The 19,420-nt window shown below is 43.9% G+C and carries 20 protein-coding genes; 14 read left to right on the top strand and 6 right to left on the bottom strand.

Annotated elements, in window-relative coordinates; translation table 11 throughout:
- Nucleotides 1-509: 509 nt before the first annotated feature.
- Nucleotides 510-971 (bottom strand): aminoacyl-tRNA deacylase, encoded by a 462-nt coding sequence (locus tag ACED28_RS16050; protein ID WP_009847659.1) that lies wholly within the window; start codon nt 969-971, stop codon nt 510-512.
- Between the two features lie 4 nt (nt 972-975).
- Nucleotides 976-1,947, bottom strand: coding sequence for a tRNA-modifying protein YgfZ (gene ygfZ / locus ACED28_RS16045; protein ID WP_102582625.1), 972 nt, complete (start codon nt 1,945-1,947; stop codon nt 976-978).
- Nucleotides 1,948-2,114: 167 nt separating this feature from the next.
- On the opposite strand from ygfZ, the gene ACED28_RS16040 reads away from it, so the two are divergent.
- Both ACED28_RS16040 and ACED28_RS16035 read left to right on the top strand, forming a co-directional pair.
- Nucleotides 2,115-2,375: a succinate dehydrogenase assembly factor 2 gene (locus tag ACED28_RS16040; protein ID WP_004735374.1), complete on the top strand. Its 261-nt coding sequence runs from the start codon at nt 2,115-2,117 to the stop codon at nt 2,373-2,375.
- Entirely contained in the window at nt 2,323-2,763 is a 441-nt protein-coding gene (locus ACED28_RS16035; RefSeq protein ID WP_012604792.1) for a protein YgfX, read from the top strand. Before ACED28_RS16040 ends, ACED28_RS16035 begins: the two co-directional genes overlap by 53 nt.
- A 65-nt stretch (nt 2,764-2,828) precedes the next feature.
- On the opposite strand, the gene nadB is transcribed toward ACED28_RS16035, so the two are convergent.
- Nucleotides 2,829-4,445, bottom strand: coding sequence for an L-aspartate oxidase (nadB, locus tag ACED28_RS16030; protein ID WP_012604791.1), 1,617 nt, complete (start codon nt 4,443-4,445; stop codon nt 2,829-2,831).
- Nucleotides 4,446-4,834: 389 nt separating this feature from the next.
- On the opposite strand from nadB, the gene rpoE reads away from it, so the two are divergent.
- The 11 genes from rpoE (at nt 4,835) to acpS (ending at nt 14,269) form a co-directional block, all read left to right on the top strand.
- Complete coding sequence (gene rpoE, locus ACED28_RS16025; protein WP_004735377.1) at nt 4,835-5,413, top strand: RNA polymerase sigma factor RpoE; 579 nt, start codon at nt 4,835-4,837, stop codon at nt 5,411-5,413.
- Between the two features lie 26 nt (nt 5,414-5,439).
- The gene (locus ACED28_RS16020) at nt 5,440-6,063 is read left to right on the top strand and encodes an RseA family anti-sigma factor (RefSeq protein ID WP_371710233.1); all 624 of its coding nucleotides are present in this window, start codon (nt 5,440-5,442) and stop codon (nt 6,061-6,063) included.
- Nucleotides 6,060-7,022 carry a sigma-E factor regulatory protein RseB gene (gene rseB, locus ACED28_RS16015; protein ID WP_009847655.1) on the top strand — a complete coding sequence of 321 codons (963 nt, stop codon included), beginning with the start codon at nt 6,060-6,062 and terminating at the stop codon, nt 7,020-7,022. Before ACED28_RS16020 ends, rseB begins: the two co-directional genes overlap by 4 nt.
- Nucleotides 7,019-7,489: a SoxR reducing system RseC family protein gene (locus tag ACED28_RS16010; protein WP_009847654.1), complete on the top strand. Its 471-nt coding sequence runs from the start codon at nt 7,019-7,021 to the stop codon at nt 7,487-7,489. Before rseB ends, ACED28_RS16010 begins: the two co-directional genes overlap by 4 nt.
- A 137-nt stretch (nt 7,490-7,626) precedes the next feature.
- Nucleotides 7,627-9,420 carry a translation elongation factor 4 gene (gene lepA / locus ACED28_RS16005; RefSeq protein WP_009847653.1) on the top strand — a complete coding sequence of 598 codons (1,794 nt, stop codon included), beginning with the start codon at nt 7,627-7,629 and terminating at the stop codon, nt 9,418-9,420.
- Between the two features lie 245 nt (nt 9,421-9,665).
- On the top strand, nt 9,666-10,562 hold the full coding sequence (gene lepB / locus ACED28_RS16000) for a signal peptidase I (RefSeq protein WP_371710232.1): 897 nt from the start codon (nt 9,666-9,668) through the stop codon (nt 10,560-10,562).
- 26 nt (nt 10,563-10,588) lie between these two features.
- Nucleotides 10,589-11,266, top strand: a complete 678-nt coding sequence (rnc, locus tag ACED28_RS15995; protein WP_004735383.1) for a ribonuclease III — start codon at nt 10,589-10,591, stop codon at nt 11,264-11,266.
- Nucleotides 11,259-12,230 (top strand): GTPase Era, encoded by a 972-nt coding sequence (era, locus tag ACED28_RS15990; protein WP_004735384.1) that lies wholly within the window; start codon nt 11,259-11,261, stop codon nt 12,228-12,230. Before rnc ends, era begins: the two co-directional genes overlap by 8 nt.
- A 102-nt stretch (nt 12,231-12,332) precedes the next feature.
- The gene (gene recO, locus ACED28_RS15985; RefSeq protein WP_012604785.1) at nt 12,333-13,061 is read left to right on the top strand and encodes a DNA repair protein RecO; all 729 of its coding nucleotides are present in this window, start codon (nt 12,333-12,335) and stop codon (nt 13,059-13,061) included.
- A complete protein-coding gene (gene pdxJ / locus ACED28_RS15980; protein WP_009847651.1) occupies nt 13,058-13,795 on the top strand; it encodes a pyridoxine 5'-phosphate synthase in 738 nt (245 codons plus the stop codon). Before recO ends, pdxJ begins: the two co-directional genes overlap by 4 nt.
- Nucleotides 13,796-13,888: 93 nt before the next feature.
- On the top strand, nt 13,889-14,269 hold the full coding sequence (gene acpS, locus ACED28_RS15975; protein ID WP_009847650.1) for a holo-ACP synthase: 381 nt from the start codon (nt 13,889-13,891) through the stop codon (nt 14,267-14,269).
- A 271-nt stretch (nt 14,270-14,540) separates the two neighbouring features.
- Here acpS and ACED28_RS15970 read toward each other — a convergent pair whose 3' ends face one another.
- Complete coding sequence (locus tag ACED28_RS15970) at nt 14,541-15,176, bottom strand: LysE family translocator (RefSeq protein WP_017101085.1); 636 nt, start codon at nt 15,174-15,176, stop codon at nt 14,541-14,543.
- A gap of 298 nt (nt 15,177-15,474) precedes the next feature.
- Between ACED28_RS15970 and ACED28_RS15965 the strand changes: the two genes are divergently transcribed.
- Nucleotides 15,475-16,947 (top strand): carboxypeptidase M32, encoded by a 1,473-nt coding sequence (locus tag ACED28_RS15965; protein WP_371710231.1) that lies wholly within the window; start codon nt 15,475-15,477, stop codon nt 16,945-16,947.
- Nucleotides 16,948-17,190: 243 nt separating this feature from the next.
- On the opposite strand, the gene ACED28_RS15960 is transcribed toward ACED28_RS15965, so the two are convergent.
- Together ACED28_RS15960 and ACED28_RS15955 are read right to left on the bottom strand one after the other, a co-directional pair.
- Nucleotides 17,191-18,105 carry a hypothetical protein gene (locus ACED28_RS15960; RefSeq protein ID WP_371710230.1) on the bottom strand — a complete coding sequence of 305 codons (915 nt, stop codon included), beginning with the start codon at nt 18,103-18,105 and terminating at the stop codon, nt 17,191-17,193.
- Between the two features lie 144 nt (nt 18,106-18,249).
- A complete protein-coding gene (locus ACED28_RS15955; RefSeq protein WP_102250099.1) occupies nt 18,250-19,014 on the bottom strand; it encodes a hypothetical protein in 765 nt (254 codons plus the stop codon).
- Between the last annotated feature and the right edge of the window lie 406 nt (nt 19,015-19,420).

Raw genomic sequence — 19,420 nt, 5'->3', positions numbered from 1 at the left:
TAATTATTGTGATAAGCATGGAGTAATATGCAGTAGAGTTGACGTTAATTAGATATTTGTGCTGTTCTAAGCACTTTCTTCAGTAAATATCTATTTTTACGTGAGCTCCTCCCCAAAATAGTACTGAGTAGTGAACTGCTACGAACTTTCCTGTCCGGTATTAAGCAGTGCTAATGTTACAAGTATAAGAATAGGCGGAATTTTTTTGTTTGTGTAATCAAATTGTAAATTTTGAACAAAAAAAAGCCCGTCTAAAACGGGCGAATAGTCACAGATGCATTACACAAAAGTGGATACTGATGTTACTCAGTGGATTCACTTGTACTGATTTGCTTAAAGGCTAGTCAGTAAAATTACAATAACGCAAATTCAACCTTGTGACTACTTATGCTTTTATTTTGAGTAACTATTTAAGGTGGGTGTGTTTTTCTTATGACGAAGTTCACACTAAAAATGTACTCAATGAAATATTAAAATGAAGTTTGCGAAGCATGATCTGTTCGAAACGTTCATCGACTGATGTCAGCGACGATCGGTGCACATAGTGCTATGAGATCATTGGGATCCAACGCAACGCCAGCCATTCGATCACCCGAGCTAATGGTAACGGTCGAGTTGCTCTGAATGGAAGGATCAAAAATGATCGGCATGTATCTCTTTAGAGCAATAGGCCCAACACATCCAGCTTTAAAGCCGGTGATGGCTTCAACATCAGCGAGTGATACGCAGGTCATTCGACGGCAATTCAGTACCGAGCGTACTTTCTTTGGATCGATAGAGCGATCGCCAGGAGTACAGGCCAACGCATACTGGTTTCCCATATCCTTAAGCAGGATGCACTTGACCATTTGAGAGGCATTAATACCTCGTTCTTGCGCTGTCTCTTCGATGCTGGTGGTTGGCTTGCTTTGCACCAACAGGCGATAGTCCACCTGCTGTTGATCTAACCATTGTGTAATCAGTGTTTCCACGTGGCTACTCTTCGTCAAGGCTGTAAGGCAGTGGCAGAATGTTCCATATTTGCTCAGGTTGCGCAGTCAATCGAAGCTGAACATCGTCATCAAGGTTGTTTGGCAACACCATCAAACCAATCGCCTGATTATCAGCAAATTGATAGACGTTTAATAGTCGGCCTGCACCGCGCCAGTTCTCACCTACGCTGCGCTCTAGTTCAATCGTATTCTCTAGAGACAATACATCTGAACTCGTTCCTGAAACAATGCGCATTTCACGCTTGTTCATGCCACGGTATTTAGCACGAGCAACTGTTTCTTGACCTGTGTAACAGCCTTTTGAAAAGCTGATACCGCCAATCGCTTGCAGGTTGAGTGCTTGAGGGATGTGTTCGTTTTGCTCTGCTTTCGATAGGTTCGGCTGAGCATCAAGAATTTCATGATACTGCCAAAGCGCTTCTGATACTTTTTCTGCAGTGCTGCTTGATACCAAGGCTTCTGCTGCTTCTTGCGTAACAAGTAGAGCCCAGCGGTTGTCAGAGACTTGAACAGCGGTGCCACCAGAGATTACACGCACTTTACCTTGGCTTTCTGAAATCGAGTCAATGTATTGATCAGCGGACGCGCCCATGACACCGATAACAACGTCAGACGTTTGCTCGATATCAACCTTAGAGAATACAGCGTATTTCTTGATTTCAACTAATTCGACTTCAATCGCAGACTTAGGCTGCATGAGTGCGTAGCCACCGTTGTGGTGGAACAAGCGAAAGATACTCCATACCTTTCCTTTCGCATCACAATGCGCACCTAATGTAGATTCATCATTAGGAAGAGTGACGACATCGCACGTAACTTGACCTTGTAGGTACGACTTTTTGTCATCGCCTATCATGGTAATTGCGCTCCAATCTGACACGTGTGTCATCATCAGTTCTGGAAGCGATTCATTTTGCGTATGAGCGAGCGGCTGAAATGTGTTTTTCCAATCCATTTTATCTTTCCTAAGAATTTTATTTGGCTCTATGTTAATCCGGTTCTGTTTCTTTGTCAGCTTAGGTTTTTTTGTGAGCTTAGATAGGGACTGTGACTCACATAGTAGTTGCAGAGCGTATGACTTGTTACACTCCGAGAAAGAAAAATTATAGGTGAGGATAGCCAATGTACACTGCAGAGCAGAAAGCACGAATTAAATGGGGTTGCCGTCGTGGCATGTTGGAACTTGACGTAGTTATCATGCCATTTTTCGAAGAGTGTTTTGATTCATTGCAAGAGCAGGAGCAGCGTGAGTTTGTTTCTCTATTAGAGTGTGATGACCCAGACCTGTTTACTTGGGTAATGGGACACGGACGCAGTGAAAACCTAGGCCATGCTTCAATGGTTGATAAAATTGTCGCGCATAACCTCAGCAAGGTTCGTTAAGCTTCAGCTTAACCCTTCGTATTCCGCATTATTTGCAAAAGGCACTGTTTTTGGGTGCCTTTTGTTTTTCATCGTTTTCTCTTCTATTCCACTCGCTGTTGCCCTCTATTGTTTAGCTTTAGTGTTCAGTTTGTTTAAAGCCAATCATGTAATCTTGAATACAGCACATGGATGCTTTGACTATAAAGAAGATGGCGAGATTCGACTCAATGAGCAAGCCTACACACTTAAGTCCGTTGATAAGATCTGGGCGCAGTTCTTCGTTAAATTGCAGTTTGAGTGCGGATATTCAGTCTTGTTGTGGCGAGATAGTTGCAATGAACGTGAATATCGACACTTCTTGGCGCATTTACAACGAGTCCGTTTGATAAACGAAAGCATTGGATAAACAAGAACCAAAGATAAAAGAAAGGGAGCGCTAGGCTCCCTGTCGTCTTTTTCCATGACCAAAAATTAAGACTGGTTTTTCTCTGGTGTCAGAATGGTTGGGCCGCTGTCTTCAGCAAGTTCTGGGTAATCCAGCGTGTAGTGTAGGCCGCGGCTCTCTTTACGTTGCATTGCACAGCGAACCATCAACTCAGCCACTTGTAGTAAGTTACGCAGTTCTAATAGGTTATTTGAAACCTTAAAGTAGCTGTAGTACTCATGAGTTTCCTGCTGCAACATCTGAATGCGGCGCATTGCACGTTCAAGGCGTTTGTCCGTTCGAACAATACCCATGTAATCCCACATGAACAGTCTTAGCTCGTGCCAGTTGTGTTGAATGATCACTTCTTCATCACTGTTGGTGACTTGGCTTTCATCCCATGCCGGAAGTTCAGCGCACAGTTGAGATTGGTCGATGTTTTCAACGATATCTTTTGCGGCTGCCCACGCGTATACCACACACTCAAGCAGTGAGTTTGAAGCCATACGGTTTGCACCGTGCAAGCCGGTATAACTCACTTCGCCAATTGCATATAGGTTAGTTAAGTCGGTTTGACCTTGCTTATTCACCATGACACCACCACAAGTGTAGTGAGCTGCCGGTACGATTGGAATCGGTTCTTTGGTCATATCAATCCCCAAATCCATCAAGCGAGTATGGATCATTGGGAAATGCGTCGTGATGAATTCTTCAGGTTTGTGGCTGATATCAACATACATGCAGTCAGCACCTAAGCGCTTCATTTCAAAGTCAATCGCACGAGCAACCACATCGCGTGGAGCCAATTCACCGCGCTCATCGAAGTCCTTCATAAAGCGAGAGCCATCTGGGCGACGCAAATAGGCACCTTCACCACGCAATGCTTCCGTTAGTAGGAAGTTACGCGCTTCTGGGTGGAATAAGCAAGTCGGGTGGAACTGGTTGAACTCAAGGTTTGCCACACGACAACCCGCACGCCAAGCGATAGCAATACCATCACCTGAAGAGACATCTGGGTTAGAGGTGTATTGGTAAACCTTTGAAGCGCCGCCTGTTGCTAATACAACAAATTTAGCGCGCACGGTTTCAACGTGTTCTTGGTTACGGTTCCAAATATAGGCACCGATAACCTTGTCTTTCGAACCACCTATCTTATCTTCAGTGATTAAATCCAGCGCATTGTGACGCTCGAAGATCTCGATATTTGGGTGATTCTTGACGTTATCTTGCAGTGAGGTTTGCATCGCCATGCCAGTTGCATCGGCAGCGTGCAGAATTCTGCGGTGACTGTGGCCGCCCTCACGAGTGAGGTGATATTTTGGTTGGCCTTCTGTGCTGTTCTCATCTTTATCAAATGGAACACCACCATCAATCAGCCATTGCACACACTCTTTAGCATTTTCAGCAATGAATTGAACTGTATCTTCTTCGCATAACCCAGCCCCAGCAATTTGAGTATCTTCTACATGAGACTCAATACTGTCCGATTCATCGAACACCGCCGCAATACCACCTTGTGCGTAATACGTCGATCCTTCGCTGCGTGGTCCTTTGCTTAATACAATTACTTTTGCATGTTCTGCTACGCGTAAGGCTAATGACAAGCCTGCCGCACCACTTCCTACCACTAATACATCACACTGATGTTCACGGTTTGCGTTCATAAAACTTATTAAATCCCGGGTTATAGTCGAGTTGTCCATGCTCAATTGACTTCGTCTTGTTTTAGGAGTTTGGGTAAGACTGTTATAATCTTTCCCTAGTCATCCTAAAACACGACACAAAATCAATATATAGACAGCTATCTAGAAATATTTAATTGCTCAATACCATTGCTTTTGCTCAAGTTTCCCCAAATTGATAGGGATAACTATTTTTATTACATCACATTGTGAAACAATAATGGCAAATAATTTTAGGAAAGTTGGAACTTTCGGTATTTGGCTTAGTCACAATAGTGCTCTTGTAGACGGTGGTGTCAATACTACATTTCGCATAATTAGTACCCATATCTGTGAAGGTAAGGGTTATAACAATAGGAGTACCCGCTCGAATGAACGAGCAGCTAACCGATCAAGTGTTGATTGAGCGAGTTCAGAGTGGAGATAAGCAGGCATTTAACTTATTAGTGGTTAAGTATCAAAACAAAGTTTGTAATCTTATCTCTCGATACGTGAATAATTCCGGTGATGTACCTGATGTAGCACAAGAAGCTTTTATTAAAGCTTACCGCGCGATACCTAACTTTCGTGGTGAGAGTGCTTTCTATACATGGTTGTACCGAATTGCCGTGAACACCGCTAAAAATCATATTGTTGCCCAGAGCCGCAGGCCGCCAGCAACAGATGTCGATGCAGAAGATGCAGAATATTACGAAACAGGCAGCGCGTTAAAAGAAATATCGAACCCTGAGAACTTAACGCTGTCAAACGAATTGAAACAAGTTGTTTTTGGAGCGATTGAAGCGCTACCCGAAGACTTAAAAACTGCAATGACGTTGCGTGAGCTCGAAGGTTTGAGCTACGAAGAGATTGCAGAAGTAATGGATTGCCCTGTAGGAACCGTACGTTCGCGTATTTTCCGAGCTCGTGAAGCGGTAGAAAAGAAAATTAAACCTCTTTTACAACGCTAGAACTTGTAATAATTATGGTGAAAATAATGGCTGATAAAGAAAAGCTTTCGGCACTCATGGATGGTGAAACGATCGATAAAGCTCTCATAGTAGATCTCGAATCTGATCAAGAAAGCATGGATACCTGGCAGAGTTACCATTTAATTGGTGATGTTATGCGTGGGGATGCGCCAGAAACTCCAGAGTGGAACATTGCTAACAGTGTAGCGGCAGCGCTTGATGATGAGCCTGCACATGGTTCAATGTCGAACCTGCACCAAGTGAATGTTGAACCTACTGTTGCTCCAATTGAAGAGCAGCCTAAACCTCAGCAAGCGAAGCGTCAGCTTCCTGCATGGTTACAACAGTTTGGACAAGTTGCCGTGGCAGCGTGTGTTTCATTAGCAGTTGTATTAGGTGTTCAGCAATACGGCGGCAGCGATCCCGCAGCTCCAGAGCAGTTGCCTGTACTCCAGACGATTCCATTTGCAGGTTCTGCGGAACCAGTAAGCTTAACGCGTGACTCTGTTGAGAGACCTGCATCTGAAGCTAACATGCAAGAGCAACGCAAACGCGTTCATGCATTGTTAGAAGATTATGAGCTACAACTAAGATTAAACAGTGATGCATCGCCAATGGAAGATGCACGCCTAGAATCGGATATTGAATGAAGAAAATCCTGGTCAGTGCACTGACACTGTTCAGCTTGATGTCTCCAACAGCCTTTGCAGAGGAAACCACTGCAAAGGCCTTGTTACATCAAATGAACGAGGCCAGTCAGCATCTAAATTACGAACTCTCCTACATATTGATAAAGAAGAGCAGTATTGAACCTCTGCTTTATCGTCATGCAGTTAACGACGACCAACAACTTGCACACCTTGTTTATCTAAGCGGCCCTGTTCGTGAGGTTATTCGACGTGGCAATGAAGTTAGCTACATCGAACCGGGTACAGAGCCATTTACTATTCAGTCTGGCAGCATGGTTGCACCTGTCATTCCGATGATTAATCGAGATATCGATTCTCTCAACCAATACTACGATTTTGTAAAAGTTGGGCGTTCTCGTGAGGCGGGCAGTACCACGCAAGTATTACGCGTCGTGCCGAAAGACGGCCTTCGATACTCTTATGTGGTTTGGGTCGACGAGAAAACCAACCTTCCTTTGCGTGCCGATCTTTTGGATCGTGATGGCGAAGTGCTTGAGCAGTACCGCACTATCTCTTATGTCGTGAACGATAAAATTGCAGAAGCAATGGGCGGCTTGAATCAAGCTAAATTGCCGAAGGTTTTGTCATTGCCAGAAGGCTTGGTGAGTGAGACCGACTGGCAAGCCTCGTGGGTACCAGAAGGATTTAAATCGAAAGAACTCAGCCGTTACCAAATGGCTGCGACCGAGAAAATGGTTGAAAGCCAGCTTTTCAGTGATGGATTATTTAGCTTTTCGGTTTATATCGCCGATAAAGACGAACATTCATTGAAAGGACAGCTGGTACGCCAAGGGCGAAGAACCTTGCACAGCTTAGTGATTGGCGACAAAGAAATCTCTGTGGTTGGTGATATTCCGCCAGCAACGGCCAAGCGTATCGCTCAATCCGTCACGTTCAATAAACCGGCACCAGCGCAATGATGACTGCGTTGGCAACCGTTAGCTCAGTCGAACAAAAAGGTAAGCAATATTTTGTTCAACTGAGCTGCGAACAACAAACCAGTTGCAGTAGCTGCTCATCTCAAAAAAGCTGCGGAACGGGTATTGTGACCAAGGCTGTTGGCAATAAATCCTTGTTTTGGCAGCTTAAAACCCAAAGCTTAGTTAAAGCAGGCCAGATCGTAGAAATTGGCTTTCCAGAAAAAAGCCTACTTCAGTCTGCGGCTATTGTTTATCTTATCCCGCTTTTCATGTTGATGGTTGGTGCTGGTTTTGGACAACTCTTGTTACAACCCTTACTCCAAGGGGGCGAGGGCATTGTTATCTTAACTGCAGCGCTGTTTACTGCTGGTGGTATTGGTTTGGCGAAGCGCTTAGCTAAACCAATGGAAGACAAATCCAAGCAAGAAGTTGTCTTGATTAGAATCCTAGGCAAGTCTCTCATCTAATTTATGATGCTTATTGCCCTTAAATTGGGTAGAATCTGCCAACTTGATTGAAATGCCGCCACCAATGCTGACTGTAGATTGGACGCGTTGCGGCTTTCTTATTATCCCTATTCAAAGAGTTTAGTCACACCAAGCCTATGAAGCACATTCGTAATTTTTCGATTATCGCCCACATCGACCACGGTAAGTCGACCCTTTCTGACCGCTTAATCCAAGTTTGTGGAGGGTTAAGTGAACGTGAGATGGCAGCTCAAGTCCTCGATTCTATGGATATAGAACGCGAGCGTGGTATTACAATTAAAGCGCAGAGTGTGACTTTAGATTACAAAGCTAAAGATGGTGAAACTTACCAACTTAACTTTATCGATACCCCTGGACACGTAGACTTCTCTTATGAAGTATCTCGCTCTCTAGCCGCTTGTGAAGGCGCGCTTCTTGTAGTGGATGCCGGCCAAGGTGTTGAAGCTCAAACTCTAGCAAACTGTTACACCGCGATCGAAATGGAACTGGAAGTAGTGCCAATCTTGAACAAGATTGACTTACCTGCTGCTGAACCTGAACGAGTTGCTGAAGAAATCGAAGAGATCGTTGGTATCGATGCGATGGAAGCGACGCGTTGTTCTGCAAAAACCGGTATCGGTGTTGATGACGTTCTTGAAAACATCGTAACGGCTATCCCGCCACCGGAAGGTGATCCAGAAGCGCCACTACAAGCTCTGATCATTGACTCTTGGTTCGATAACTACTTAGGCGTTGTTTCTTTGGTTCGTATCAAGAACGGTAAGCTGAAGAAGAACGACAAGATTAAAGTAATGTCGACAGACCAAGTTTGGGGTGTTGACCGTCTAGGTATCTTCACACCTAAGCAAATCGACACAACTGAGCTAAATACTGGCGAAGTTGGCTGGGTTGTTTGTGGTATTAAAGACATCCTTGGCGCACCTGTTGGTGATACGTTGACGCTTGCAAAAGGCGGCAGCACAGAACGTCTACCTGGTTTCCAAAAAGTGAAGCCTCAGGTATACGCAGGTCTATTCCCAGTATCGTCTGATGACTACGAAAACTTCCGTGACGCACTAGGCAAACTAAGCCTGAACGATGCATCACTATTTTACGAACCAGAAAGTTCAGCAGCACTTGGCTTTGGTTTCCGTTGTGGCTTCTTAGGAATGCTTCACATGGAGATCATCCAAGAGCGTTTAGAGCGTGAATACGACCTAGACCTAATCACAACGGCACCAACCGTAGTGTACGAAGTTGTAAAAACGGATGGCACAATTCTCTATGTTGATAGCCCGGCTAAACTGCCTGCTATTAATGACTTAGAAGAAATTCGTGAACCGATTGCTCGCTGTAATATTCTGGTACCTTCGGATTACCTAGGCAACGTGATCACACTGTGTGTTGAGAAGCGTGGCGTGCAAGTCGACATGGTTTATCACGGTAACCAAGTTGCTGTGACATACGATCTTCCAATGGCTGAGGTGGTTCTAGACTTCTTCGACCGTCTGAAGTCAACGTCTCGCGGGTACGCATCATTGGATTACAACTTCCAACGTTACGAAGCATCAAACATGGTACGTGTAGATGTATTGTTGAATGGTGAAACGGTTGATGCACTGGCGATCATTACACACAAAGATATTGCCCAGTCTCGTGGTCGTCTACTGGTTGAGAAGATGAAAGAATTCATCCCTCGCCAGATGTTTGATATCGCGATTCAAGCCGCGATTGGTAACCACATTATTGCTCGTTCTACAGTGAAACAACTGCGTAAGAACGTAATCGCAAAATGTTACGGTGGTGATATCAGTCGTAAGAAGAAACTTCTTAAGAAACAAAAAGAAGGTAAGAAGCGTATGAAGCAGATCGGTAACGTTGAACTGCCTCAAGAGGCATTCTTAGCAATCCTTCATGTTGGCAAAGACTAGGTATCAATCGCACTAACTATCTGCTGAACATTACTGGTTAAAATCGTTTATTTCTTTGTTGCAAAGATTGCAATTAGGCCCACTAGTCACTGCACTTTGCGCCTCGAACTAAACGATTTTTCCTGCGTAATCTCCCCAGCATTTAGTCAGCATGATTGATACGGATTAGAAATATTAAGCAGAGTGAAAGGGTTATACTCTTTCACTTTCGTTATTTTTAAAGAAATGAAATTTAAGGGATATCAATGGCTAATACATTTTCGCTTATCTTAGTGATCGTAACTCTAGTGACCGGCATTGTATGGGCGTTGGAAAAGTTTGTGTGGGCGAAGAAGCGCCAACAAAAACTGGCTGACGTTGAAGCACAGTCGAATGGCCTAGACGCTGCAACCAGCGCAAAAGTTACGGCTCAGCCTTGGTGGGTTGAGAACAGTGTGTCCATTTTCCCTGTAATTGCATTTGTTTTGGTTTTGCGTTCATTTATTTATGAACCGTTTCAAATTCCATCTGGCTCGATGATGCCAACACTATTGGTTGGTGATTTCATCTTGGTAGAAAAATACGCTTATGGTCTAAAAGATCCTGTATGGCGCACTCAATTGGTAGAAACAGGCAAACCAGAACGTGGTGATTCAATCGTATTCAAATACCCACCTCAGCCGAATATCGACTACATCAAGCGTGTTATTGGTATGCCGGGTGATACCATTCGCTACAGCAGCGATAAAGAAATCTGCATTCAAGCGAAGGGTGGCAGTAACTGTAAACCAGTGAAGTTGAGTAACGTTGAAGAAAGCCAATTTATTCAAGATGGTGTGCCTCTAATTCAGTTGAATGAACAACTGGGTGACGTGGAGCACCAAATCTTAGTTAACCCATTACGCCGTGATCGTGTGCAAGCATATCAACCTCGCAATGGTGTTAACGAGTGGATCGTTCCAGAAGGCCAATACTTTGTTATGGGTGATAACCGTGACAACAGTGCTGACAGCCGTTACTGGGGCTTTGTCCCTGAAGCAAACCTTGTTGGTAAGGCCGTTGCTATTTGGATCAGCTTCGAATTCGAACGTGGTTCAGACAGTGTACTTCCAACATGGATTCCTACTGGTGTGCGTTTTAATCGCATCGGTGGGATTCATTAATCGATCACATAACACATCGAGAGAGCATGAATTCTCCAATTGATAAACTAGAGAGAAAGATTGGCTATCAGTTTAATGATGCCGATCTTATCCATTTGGCGCTGACTCACCGCAGTGCCGCAGGTAAACATAACGAACGTCTTGAGTTTCTGGGCGATTCAATTTTAAGTTTTGTTATCGCTGATGATCTTTACCACCGTTTCCCTAAGGTAAACGAAGGTGATATGAGCCGCATGCGCGCAACATTAGTACGTGGTCATACATTGGCAGAACTAGGTCGTGAATTCGAACTAGGAGATTACTTAAAATTAGGTCCAGGTGAGTTGAAGAGTGGCGGTTTCCGTCGTGATTCTATTCTAGCGGATGCGGTTGAAGCGATCATCGGCGCTGTCTATTTAGATAGTGATACCGAGGTTGTTCGCCGTATTATTTTAAGCTGGTACCAATCTCGCCTAGAGTCTATTCAGCCTGGTGTATCTCAAAAAGATCCAAAAACTCGCTTACAAGAGTTTTTACAAGGTCGAAGAAATCCCCTACCTGTCTACACAGTGACTAATATTAAAGGTGAAGCACACAACCAAGAGTTTACGGTTGAGTGTGAAGTGGCAGGTGTGGATAAACCTGTTATCGGTAAAGGCACTAGCCGCCGCAAGGCAGAACAAGCGGCTGCTGAAACAGCATTAGAGCAACTAAGCAATGTCTGATAACAATCAAGATTTCGATATCGATGCATTCTTTTCATCTGATAGCAAAAAAACGGGCCTACCGGAAAACCAACACTGTGGCTTCATCGCTATCGTGGGTCGACCAAACGTAGGTAAATCGACGCTTCTGAACCATATTTTGGGTCAGAAAATCTCGATCACATCACGTAAACCTCAGACGACACGCCACCGTATTATGGGCGTAGAAACTGAAGGCGATTACCAAGCGATCTACGTTGATACTCCTGGACTTCATATTGAAGAAAAGCGTGCAATTAACCGTTTGATGAACCGTGCGGCGAACAGCTCACTGAGCGATGTGAATCTAGTATTCTTCCTTGTTGACGGTACTCACTGGACTGACGACGATGAGATGGTACTGAATAAGCTGAGAAAAACAGATTTCCCAGTTGTCCTTTGTATTAACAAAGTAGATAACGTTCAAGACCGTACAGACGTGATGCAACATATGATGGAAGTGTCTAAGAAGATGGACTTCCTTGATGTTGTGCCAATCTCAGCGAAGCAAGGTAAGAATATCGATGTACTGCGTAAGCACGTTCGTAATTCTTTACCAAAAGCGACGCACCACTTCCCTGAAGAGTACGTAACGGATCGCTCACAGCGCTTTATGGCCTCTGAAATCATCCGTGAAAAACTGATGCGATTCACAGGCGAAGAGCTACCTTACTCAGTAACGGTTGAGATCGAGCGTTTTGATTACAACCCAGATAACGATGGTTTCCACATCAATGCTTTGATTCTTGTTGAACGTACTGGTCAGAAGAAGATGGTAATTGGTAAAGCGGGCGAGAAGATCAAAACGATTGGTCGTGAAGCTCGTATCGACATGGAAGAACTGTTCGGTCGTAAGGTTTACCTAGAGACTTGGGTTAAAGTTAAGTCTGGTTGGGCTGACGATGAGCGTGCACTTCGCTCGTTAGGCTACATCGACGATCTATAATATATTGAACGTCACTTTCTGATATTAAGAAAGTTGAATTGAATATAAATACAAGAGAGAGTGCGAACTCTCTCTTTTTGTATCTGTAAGAAGGGTAAGTGATTGAGCGAAGGGTTACAGCGATGCTTTGTGTTGCACCGTCGACCATACAGTGAGTCGAGCCTGATTCTGGACGTCTTCAGCGAAGAGTACGGTCGGGTGACGTTGATGTCTAAAGGTGCGCGGAGTAAGCGTTCTAATTTGAAAGGTGCATTGCAACCTTTTACGCCGCTACTGCTTAAGTGGTCTGGCAATGGTTCAATGAAAACGTTGCGCCAAGCTGAACCGATCAGCTTGGGGCTTCCTCTTGCTGGCATTAATCTGTATTCAGCAATGTACGTTAATGAATTAGTTGGGCGAGTGTTGATGGCCGAAGTGGCCATGCCCGCATTTTTTCATGACTATCTTCATGCCTTAACAGAACTCGCTCATAATGAGAACCCTGAGCCAGCGCTACGTCGTTTTGAATTGGCTCTACTCTCCGCTATGGGGTATGGCGTCGACTTTTTACACTGCGCGGGCACTGGCGAAGCGATTGATCCGAGCATGACTTATCGCTATCGAGAGCAGAAAGGCTTCATCGCTTCGGTGCGTCGAGATAACCTGACTTTTATGGGCGATGAACTTATCGCAATCAGTGAGCGTAGGTTTATCACTAAAGAGCAGTTAAAAGCGGCAAAACGCTTTACACGCATAGCCTTAAAGCCGTATCTTGGCGGCAAACCATTAAAAAGTAGAGAGCTATTTATGCCAACAATAGCCCTCTCTAGAGCACGGAGTATTGGAAAATGAGCTCAATCCTTTTAGGCGTTAATATCGACCATATTGCAACTCTACGTAATGCACGTGGTACTAAATATCCAGACCCAGTACACGCAGCTGAAATTGCTGAACGTGCGGGTGCTGACGGCATTACGATTCACTTGCGTGAAGATCGCCGTCATATTGTTGATCGCGATGTACGTATTCTTGCTGAGACAATCCAGACTCGCATGAACTTAGAGATGGCCGTAACGGACGAGATGGTTCAAATTGCACTCGATACTAATCCTGAGTTCGTTTGTCTGGTTCCAGAAAAGCGTGAAGAGCTGACGACGGAAGGTGGCTTGGACGTGGTTGGTCAACTTGAAAAGATCAAAGCGGCGACCGAAAAATTGTCGGCTGCGGGTATCAAAGTATCTCTGTTTATCGATGCCGATCGTGAGCAAATCGATGCTGCGAAAGCGTGTGGCGCACCGTTCATTGAACTGCACACTGGCCACTATGCTGATGCTAAAACTGAAGAAGACCAACAAGACGAGCTTAAAAAGATTGCTGCAGGTGCAAGCTACGCAGACGACCTTGGTATTACCGTCAATGCGGGTCATGGTCTGACTTACCATAACGTAGCGCCGATTGCGGCACTTCCTGAGATTTACGAGTTGAACATCGGTCACTCGATCATGGGCCGCGCAGTCTTTGATGGTTTGAATAAAGCCGTTGCAGACATGAAAGCCGTGATGGAAACAGCGCGCAACAACGCTTAGTTCTTTAACTCGGCATTCGTTTAGTTGTAAGCGTTAAGCGGTTAATCAGTAGAATCGAAAAGTTAATAGATAGAAGTTGGTAGTAGGGTAAACATGGCTGTTGTTGGATTAGGTACAGATATCGCAGAAATTGAACGTGTTGAAAAGGCATTATCACGAAGTGGTGAGGCTTTCGCTCAGCGTATTTTGACCGATTCTGAATTTGAAGTATTCCAGCAACTTAAGCAAAAAGGGCGTTATCTTGCAAAGCGTTTTGCTGCAAAAGAGGCGGCGTCTAAGGCATTAGGCACAGGCATCGCTCTTGGTGTGACCTTCCACGACTTCGAGATTTCAAACGATGAGCATGGCAAGCCAGTTCTAAGCCTGCATAAAAAAGCGCGTGAAATCGCAGATGCGAGTGGTACAAAGTCAATTCACCTGACTATCTCTGATGAGCGCCATTATGCGGTGGCGACGGTACTACTCGAGTCGTAAATAGATTACCGCTACTTTATACCAATCGTAGTAAATAACTGTTCACCCTAGCTTGTTAAAAAACTCGATAACTTCGTTAGAATTTTTGATTGTAGAATAACTACTTATCGAAAAATCCCGCCTCGTTCTCAAGCTTTTTTTCTACGCTATTTTTGATCACTTACTTACTGTGATTGGTATTAGAATTGAGCGATCAAAAACGCCCGCAATGATGTGCGGGCGTTTTATTATGATTCCAATCTTAGCTACCAATGACTTAGATTCCTATGGCTTAGCTAGGTTCTTCCATTAAAAGCTTCACACCCAGCCCCACCAGCACCATGCCCGTCACGCCTTCCATCCACTTCATAAAACTCGCATTCTTAAGCAAGTTTTTAGCCGAGTTAAGTGCCCCTGCCAAACCGCATTGCCACACCATCGCAATCATAAAGTGCACCGAAGCCATCAACATAGATTGCAATAATGGTGATCCTTCAGGGTTTACGAATTGAGGTAAAAAGGCCAAATAGAAAACTGCCGTTTTTGGGTTCAGCACATTAGATAAAAAGCCTTCACGCAAAGAACGCTTAGCACTGTAAGCCTGCTGTGCTTGTTCACCCACCTTCAAACCGCCACCGTTTTTCATCAAAGCTCGTAAACTGCTTAAGCCAAGCCAGATCAGGTAAACCGCACCCACCATCTTAACGGCTTGAAAAAGTTCAGCTGATTGAGCGAGGATTGCAGAAATACCCACAGCAGAGAAAAACGCGTGTACATATAAGCCGCTACAAATACCAAAGCTCGTCATACAACCGTCAGCCAAGCCAGAACGGCTCGTGTTGCGAATTACCAATGCCGTATCTAAACCCGGCGTTAGCGTTAAAATAGTGATGGCAATTAGAAATGCCTCAAAGTTCAAAATATCCATATCATTGTCATTCTTGTTCAGCGATCTATCATCAATACCGTGTATCTGAACAATTCGCAAGCAACAATTGCCACCAGCTATACAACTCACTGATTTTGTGCACAATAGAACAGTTTAATTTGTTAAGAAATAGTAAATTCAAGGCATCGTACCGCCTCATGCTTTTCTCGCTATATCTTCGACTCCGAAGGTCAGCGTCTTTTAAAAGTAGAGCCCTAATCAAAGTACATGAGAGATGAACCTTAACGCTGACGCAGTCCTAAGGATCATTTACAGAAACCAAATTAAGAGTAGTCAAATGAGCGCATTCAAAAAACTAGTCGAGCACTCTCAAAAATGTTCACGCTTTCAACACCTAGCCTCGATTTGTGGTTGGGACCAAGCTTCAATGATGCCTGCAGGTGGTAACCAAGCACGTAGCGAAGCGATGGCCGAGCTTTCAGTTCATATTCACGGGTTGATGACGCAACCACAACTTGGAGATTGGATTGCAGACGCTGAAAACGAAGCGCTGAACAACGAACAACAATCGTCTCTGCGCGAAATTAAACGCCAGTGGCAACAAGCTAACCTACTTCCAGAAAAACTGGTGGAAGCGAAATCTCTAGCGGGTTCAAAATGTGAACATGCATGGCGCAGCCAACGTGGTAACAACGACTGGGTTGGATTCGAAAAGAACTGGCGTGAAGTGGTTGAGCTATCTCGTGAAGAAGCGCAGATTCGCGCAGACGCAGCCAATCTAACGCCTTATGATGCCATGCTGGATATCTATGAACCGGGTACTAGCTCTGCTTCGCTTGATACCTTGTTTGCAGACGTTAAAACTTGGCTGCCAAACCTGATTGATGAAGTGATCGAAAAGCAGTCGAGCGAGCAATTTAATGCGCCATCTGGCATCTATTCGACCGAGAAACAAAAAGCACTGGGTTTAGAAGTCATGAAGCTGCTTCAGTTCGATTTCGAACACGGCCGATTGGATGAAAGTGTCCACCCATTCTGTGGCGGCGTTCCTTCAGACGTGCGTATCACAACCCGATACGACGAAGCGGAATTTGTTCAAAGCTTAATGGGTATTGTGCATGAAACAGGGCACGCACGTTACGAACAGGGCTTACCAAAGCACCTAGCAGGACAACCGGCGGGTGAAGCGCGCTCGATGGGCATCCATGAATCTCAATCTTTATTCTTCGAGATGCAAGTTGGCCGCAGTGACCCGTTCATCGGACACTTAGCGAACTTGGCTGGTCAACAATTCTCAGGCTCAGAGTTTGAGAAAGAAAACTTCCAGAAGATCTACACTCGCGTGAAGAAAGACTTCATCCGTGTTGATGCCGATGAGCTGACCTACCCAGCGCACGTGATTTTACGTTACGAGATTGAGCGTGACTTGATCAACGGCAAGATCAAACACACCGACGTTCCAGAGTTATGGAATACCAAGATGCAGTCATACCTTGGCTTAAGCACTCTAGGTAATTTCACTAACGGTTGTATGCAGGATATTCACTGGACAGACGGCGCATTTGGTTACTTCCCATCTTACACACTAGGTGCGATGTACGCGGCTCAATTCATGGCTTCAATGAAGAAAACGGTGGATGTGAACTCTGTGATTGAAAGTGGTGATCTATCACCTATCTTCACTTGGTTAGAATCGAATATTTGGAGCAAGGGCAGCCTGCTGAGCACCGATGATTTGGTGAAAGGCGCAACGGGTGAAACCTTGAATGCGCAATACTTCAAAGATCATTTAAGAAGCCGTTACCTTTAATGGAATAGGCTGTATAGAACAACGAATGAATTAAAGGCTGAGCAGATTACTGACTCAGCCTTTTTAATCACATTTTCAAAACATACTTAAGTTCGATGAAGGCTTTATCCCTTCATCGAACCTAACAATCACGGAATACCCTGGTACCTGCTAGCACGGAATTGGACAAAAGCACGTTAAAGTAAGGGGGCTAACGTGCTCTATTAGGGTTAGGAAAAGTATCTTGAAGCCTTAAATACTTGTTTATACTCTCTCACTCACAAACTCAAAGGCGACTTGATTGCGATCTCTATAGCTTCTTGAAGGATAATTCGAAGCATTGAGTAGTGTTAGCTGCTGCTCCGATAAAGGAATATACACTGGTTGTTTTTCTTCTGGAAAATGCACAGATGTAAAGCCACCATTTTCTGCAAGTATTTCTTCATCGAATAGCTCTCGTGCTTCATTTGCCAATGTTTCTGCTATTTTTTTATAATCTTGGATTAGTTCACACAAATGCTTATTAATTTCTTCGGAGAACTGAAGAAAGTTAGTAAACTCAAAATATGATAAATCATTTTCGAAATCATTCGCTTGAATGGAGTGAGAGCCTTGCCCAATATACTTTAAGGTTGTCAGTACAGGAAATATTTTCCTTTCATAAAGATCATTTCTACGCTGAATTGAACTTAATATAGCCTTTAAGTTACCTTCCAGTTGAGTGTAATAAACAGTATTAAAGGCTTGCTGACTTTCTTCAACCTCAGTACCAACAGTATGCTTATCTGTCATCTTTCTGGAAAGAAAATAAAAACGTCCGAAATCTGCGCTTTTAAAGTCAGTAACTGGAACTATATATGGCGTAAATAACCCTCGACAAAACCAGTCAATATGATTGTTTCGATTAGAATGACCAATTAGGTTTCGAAGAAGATAGTAACGTTCACATACGATCTGTAGCAAATCTACGTATGCTAAATATTCATCTCTCGCTCTTTTCTTCTTTTCATTTACGTCCATATTATTGAAAGCTGCCATTGCTGTGAGCAAAGCGATCAAGCTAGTGCCTGCAAATGATAGAAGAAACTTACCAAGCTCTACATCGTTTAAGAGCAGGCATAAACTGAAAATAAACAGCCCATTCCAAGGAACAAACCATAGCCAAAAATTCTGACTCAAAAAGTTTCGATATTTCAATTAACTACTCTCACACTTGAATGACGTGCAGATCGCACAACTTACTTATATAGAGGCTCGGGCTTGTTCACACTTGGGATTTAACGTTGGCTACGCAACGCTTAATCCTTATTTGTTAGCCAGATATTATGGGACTCTGAACGCCGTAGCTCCTAACTGGTCCATACTCTTAGCTGGAATTTGCGTAAGTTTGTTTGGAAACTCACTGCCCATGCCACCTTGCTTGTCAGCTAACAAATAAACTGCGATATATGCGCTTTCTTTGGAGCGTGGCGGCACCTTTGGCATTGTGAAGTCTCCATTTGAATTTAATAGAGCGTAAGTTTTATTTAGTCCAAAATAACTATATTCATACTCCCCTGTTTCTTCATTCATAATGTAGAGAGCTACGGTATAGTCATTAGGATCCGCCGTTTCATCAAATTTAATATTGCCTTTCAAGAAAAGAATTTCCCCTTTCTTTTCGAACTTCAAAGAATTCAATTGTGCGTTGACTAAACTTGGCTTAGGTGGAAGCAGATAACGACTACCTGAAACATTACCAAATAGGTTTGTCAAATTAGGGAAGAAATTTATTGTCAACGTAACAAAAAGTAATGTGCCTGCTAACGACAAAATGCCACTCAGGTAGCGTTTATTCTTGATACGGTGAATAGACTGTTTTATTAGCCCAGTAAAACCGAAAGCGAACAATGAAATGAATAAAAAGTAGAAGAATACAGCCCATAAAAAGTCTGAAAGTTCAAACCCCTTTCCGGTCAACTCACCCAGCAAAGGTCCGGCAACTAACGTACCGACCGAAACACCGAGTATCGTTGCAAAATCTGAAATGATAGAAATAACTTTAAGAGGTGTAGCTTTTTTGAGTTCTTCGATAGTCTGAGTAAGCATTGATAGTAGAAGCTAATGTCTGATAACGCTAATAATACCATAGACACATTTGTTCCGTGGACTTTGTACGGCTAACGTTTTATCGACGGTTTTTTCCGTATTTATATGCAATCAATGGTAACGCTAATTATACTCACGTTCAATCTAATGCCCGTATTGCTTAGAGACTAGGATGTGAACTTCAGAAATTGCCGAAAGTTTCCGTATAACTTCTTCGGCTTCGGAGCAATGCGATTTCCAGCCTGCTTACACTCCAAATGAGCATGGTCTTATCTTCTTTCATCGGATTAGATTTGGTAGGGGAAACGCACATGAACAGTATGTGAATGAGTATTTCCTCTGGCTTATAATGGTCGGATAAGCGACACCTGTTACCAGGTGCCGCTCTCCTAAGAACCCAGCGTGC

This window comes from Vibrio sp. 1F253 (assembly GCF_041439295.1).
Classification (GTDB): domain Bacteria; phylum Pseudomonadota; class Gammaproteobacteria; order Enterobacterales; family Vibrionaceae; genus Vibrio; species Vibrio tasmaniensis_A.
This window is presented reverse-complemented; position numbering and strand designations above follow the sequence as displayed.

Excerpts from the sequence above, each read along its gene's own strand:
- lepA (WP_009847653.1), top strand. The coding sequence starts at position 7,627 with ATGAAGCACATTCGTAATTTTTCGATTATCGCCCACATCGACCACGGT.
- ACED28_RS16020 (WP_371710233.1), top strand. The coding sequence starts at position 5,440 with ATGGCTGATAAAGAAAAGCTTTCGGCACTCATGGATGGTGAAACGATC.
- ACED28_RS16040 (WP_004735374.1), top strand. The coding sequence starts at position 2,115 with ATGTACACTGCAGAGCAGAAAGCACGAATTAAATGGGGTTGCCGTCGT.
- ACED28_RS16010 (WP_009847654.1), top strand. The coding sequence starts at position 7,019 with ATGATGACTGCGTTGGCAACCGTTAGCTCAGTCGAACAAAAAGGTAAG.
- ACED28_RS15965 (WP_371710231.1), top strand. The coding sequence starts at position 15,475 with ATGAGCGCATTCAAAAAACTAGTCGAGCACTCTCAAAAATGTTCACGC.
- acpS (WP_009847650.1), top strand. The coding sequence starts at position 13,889 with ATGGCTGTTGTTGGATTAGGTACAGATATCGCAGAAATTGAACGTGTT.
- era (WP_004735384.1), top strand. The coding sequence starts at position 11,259 with ATGTCTGATAACAATCAAGATTTCGATATCGATGCATTCTTTTCATCT.
- pdxJ (WP_009847651.1), top strand. The coding sequence starts at position 13,058 with ATGAGCTCAATCCTTTTAGGCGTTAATATCGACCATATTGCAACTCTA.
- rnc (WP_004735383.1), top strand. The coding sequence starts at position 10,589 with ATGAATTCTCCAATTGATAAACTAGAGAGAAAGATTGGCTATCAGTTT.
- ACED28_RS15970 (WP_017101085.1), bottom strand. The coding sequence starts at position 15,176 with ATGGATATTTTGAACTTTGAGGCATTTCTAATTGCCATCACTATTTTA.
- rseB (WP_009847655.1), top strand. The coding sequence starts at position 6,060 with ATGAAGAAAATCCTGGTCAGTGCACTGACACTGTTCAGCTTGATGTCT.
- lepB (WP_371710232.1), top strand. The coding sequence starts at position 9,666 with ATGGCTAATACATTTTCGCTTATCTTAGTGATCGTAACTCTAGTGACC.
- rpoE (WP_004735377.1), top strand. The coding sequence starts at position 4,835 with ATGAACGAGCAGCTAACCGATCAAGTGTTGATTGAGCGAGTTCAGAGT.
- nadB (WP_012604791.1), bottom strand. The coding sequence starts at position 4,445 with ATGAACGCAAACCGTGAACATCAGTGTGATGTATTAGTGGTAGGAAGT.
- ACED28_RS16035 (WP_012604792.1), top strand. The coding sequence starts at position 2,323 with ATGCTTCAATGGTTGATAAAATTGTCGCGCATAACCTCAGCAAGGTTC.
- ygfZ (WP_102582625.1), bottom strand. The coding sequence starts at position 1,947 with ATGGATTGGAAAAACACATTTCAGCCGCTCGCTCATACGCAAAATGAA.
- ACED28_RS15955 (WP_102250099.1), bottom strand. The coding sequence starts at position 19,014 with ATGCTTACTCAGACTATCGAAGAACTCAAAAAAGCTACACCTCTTAAA.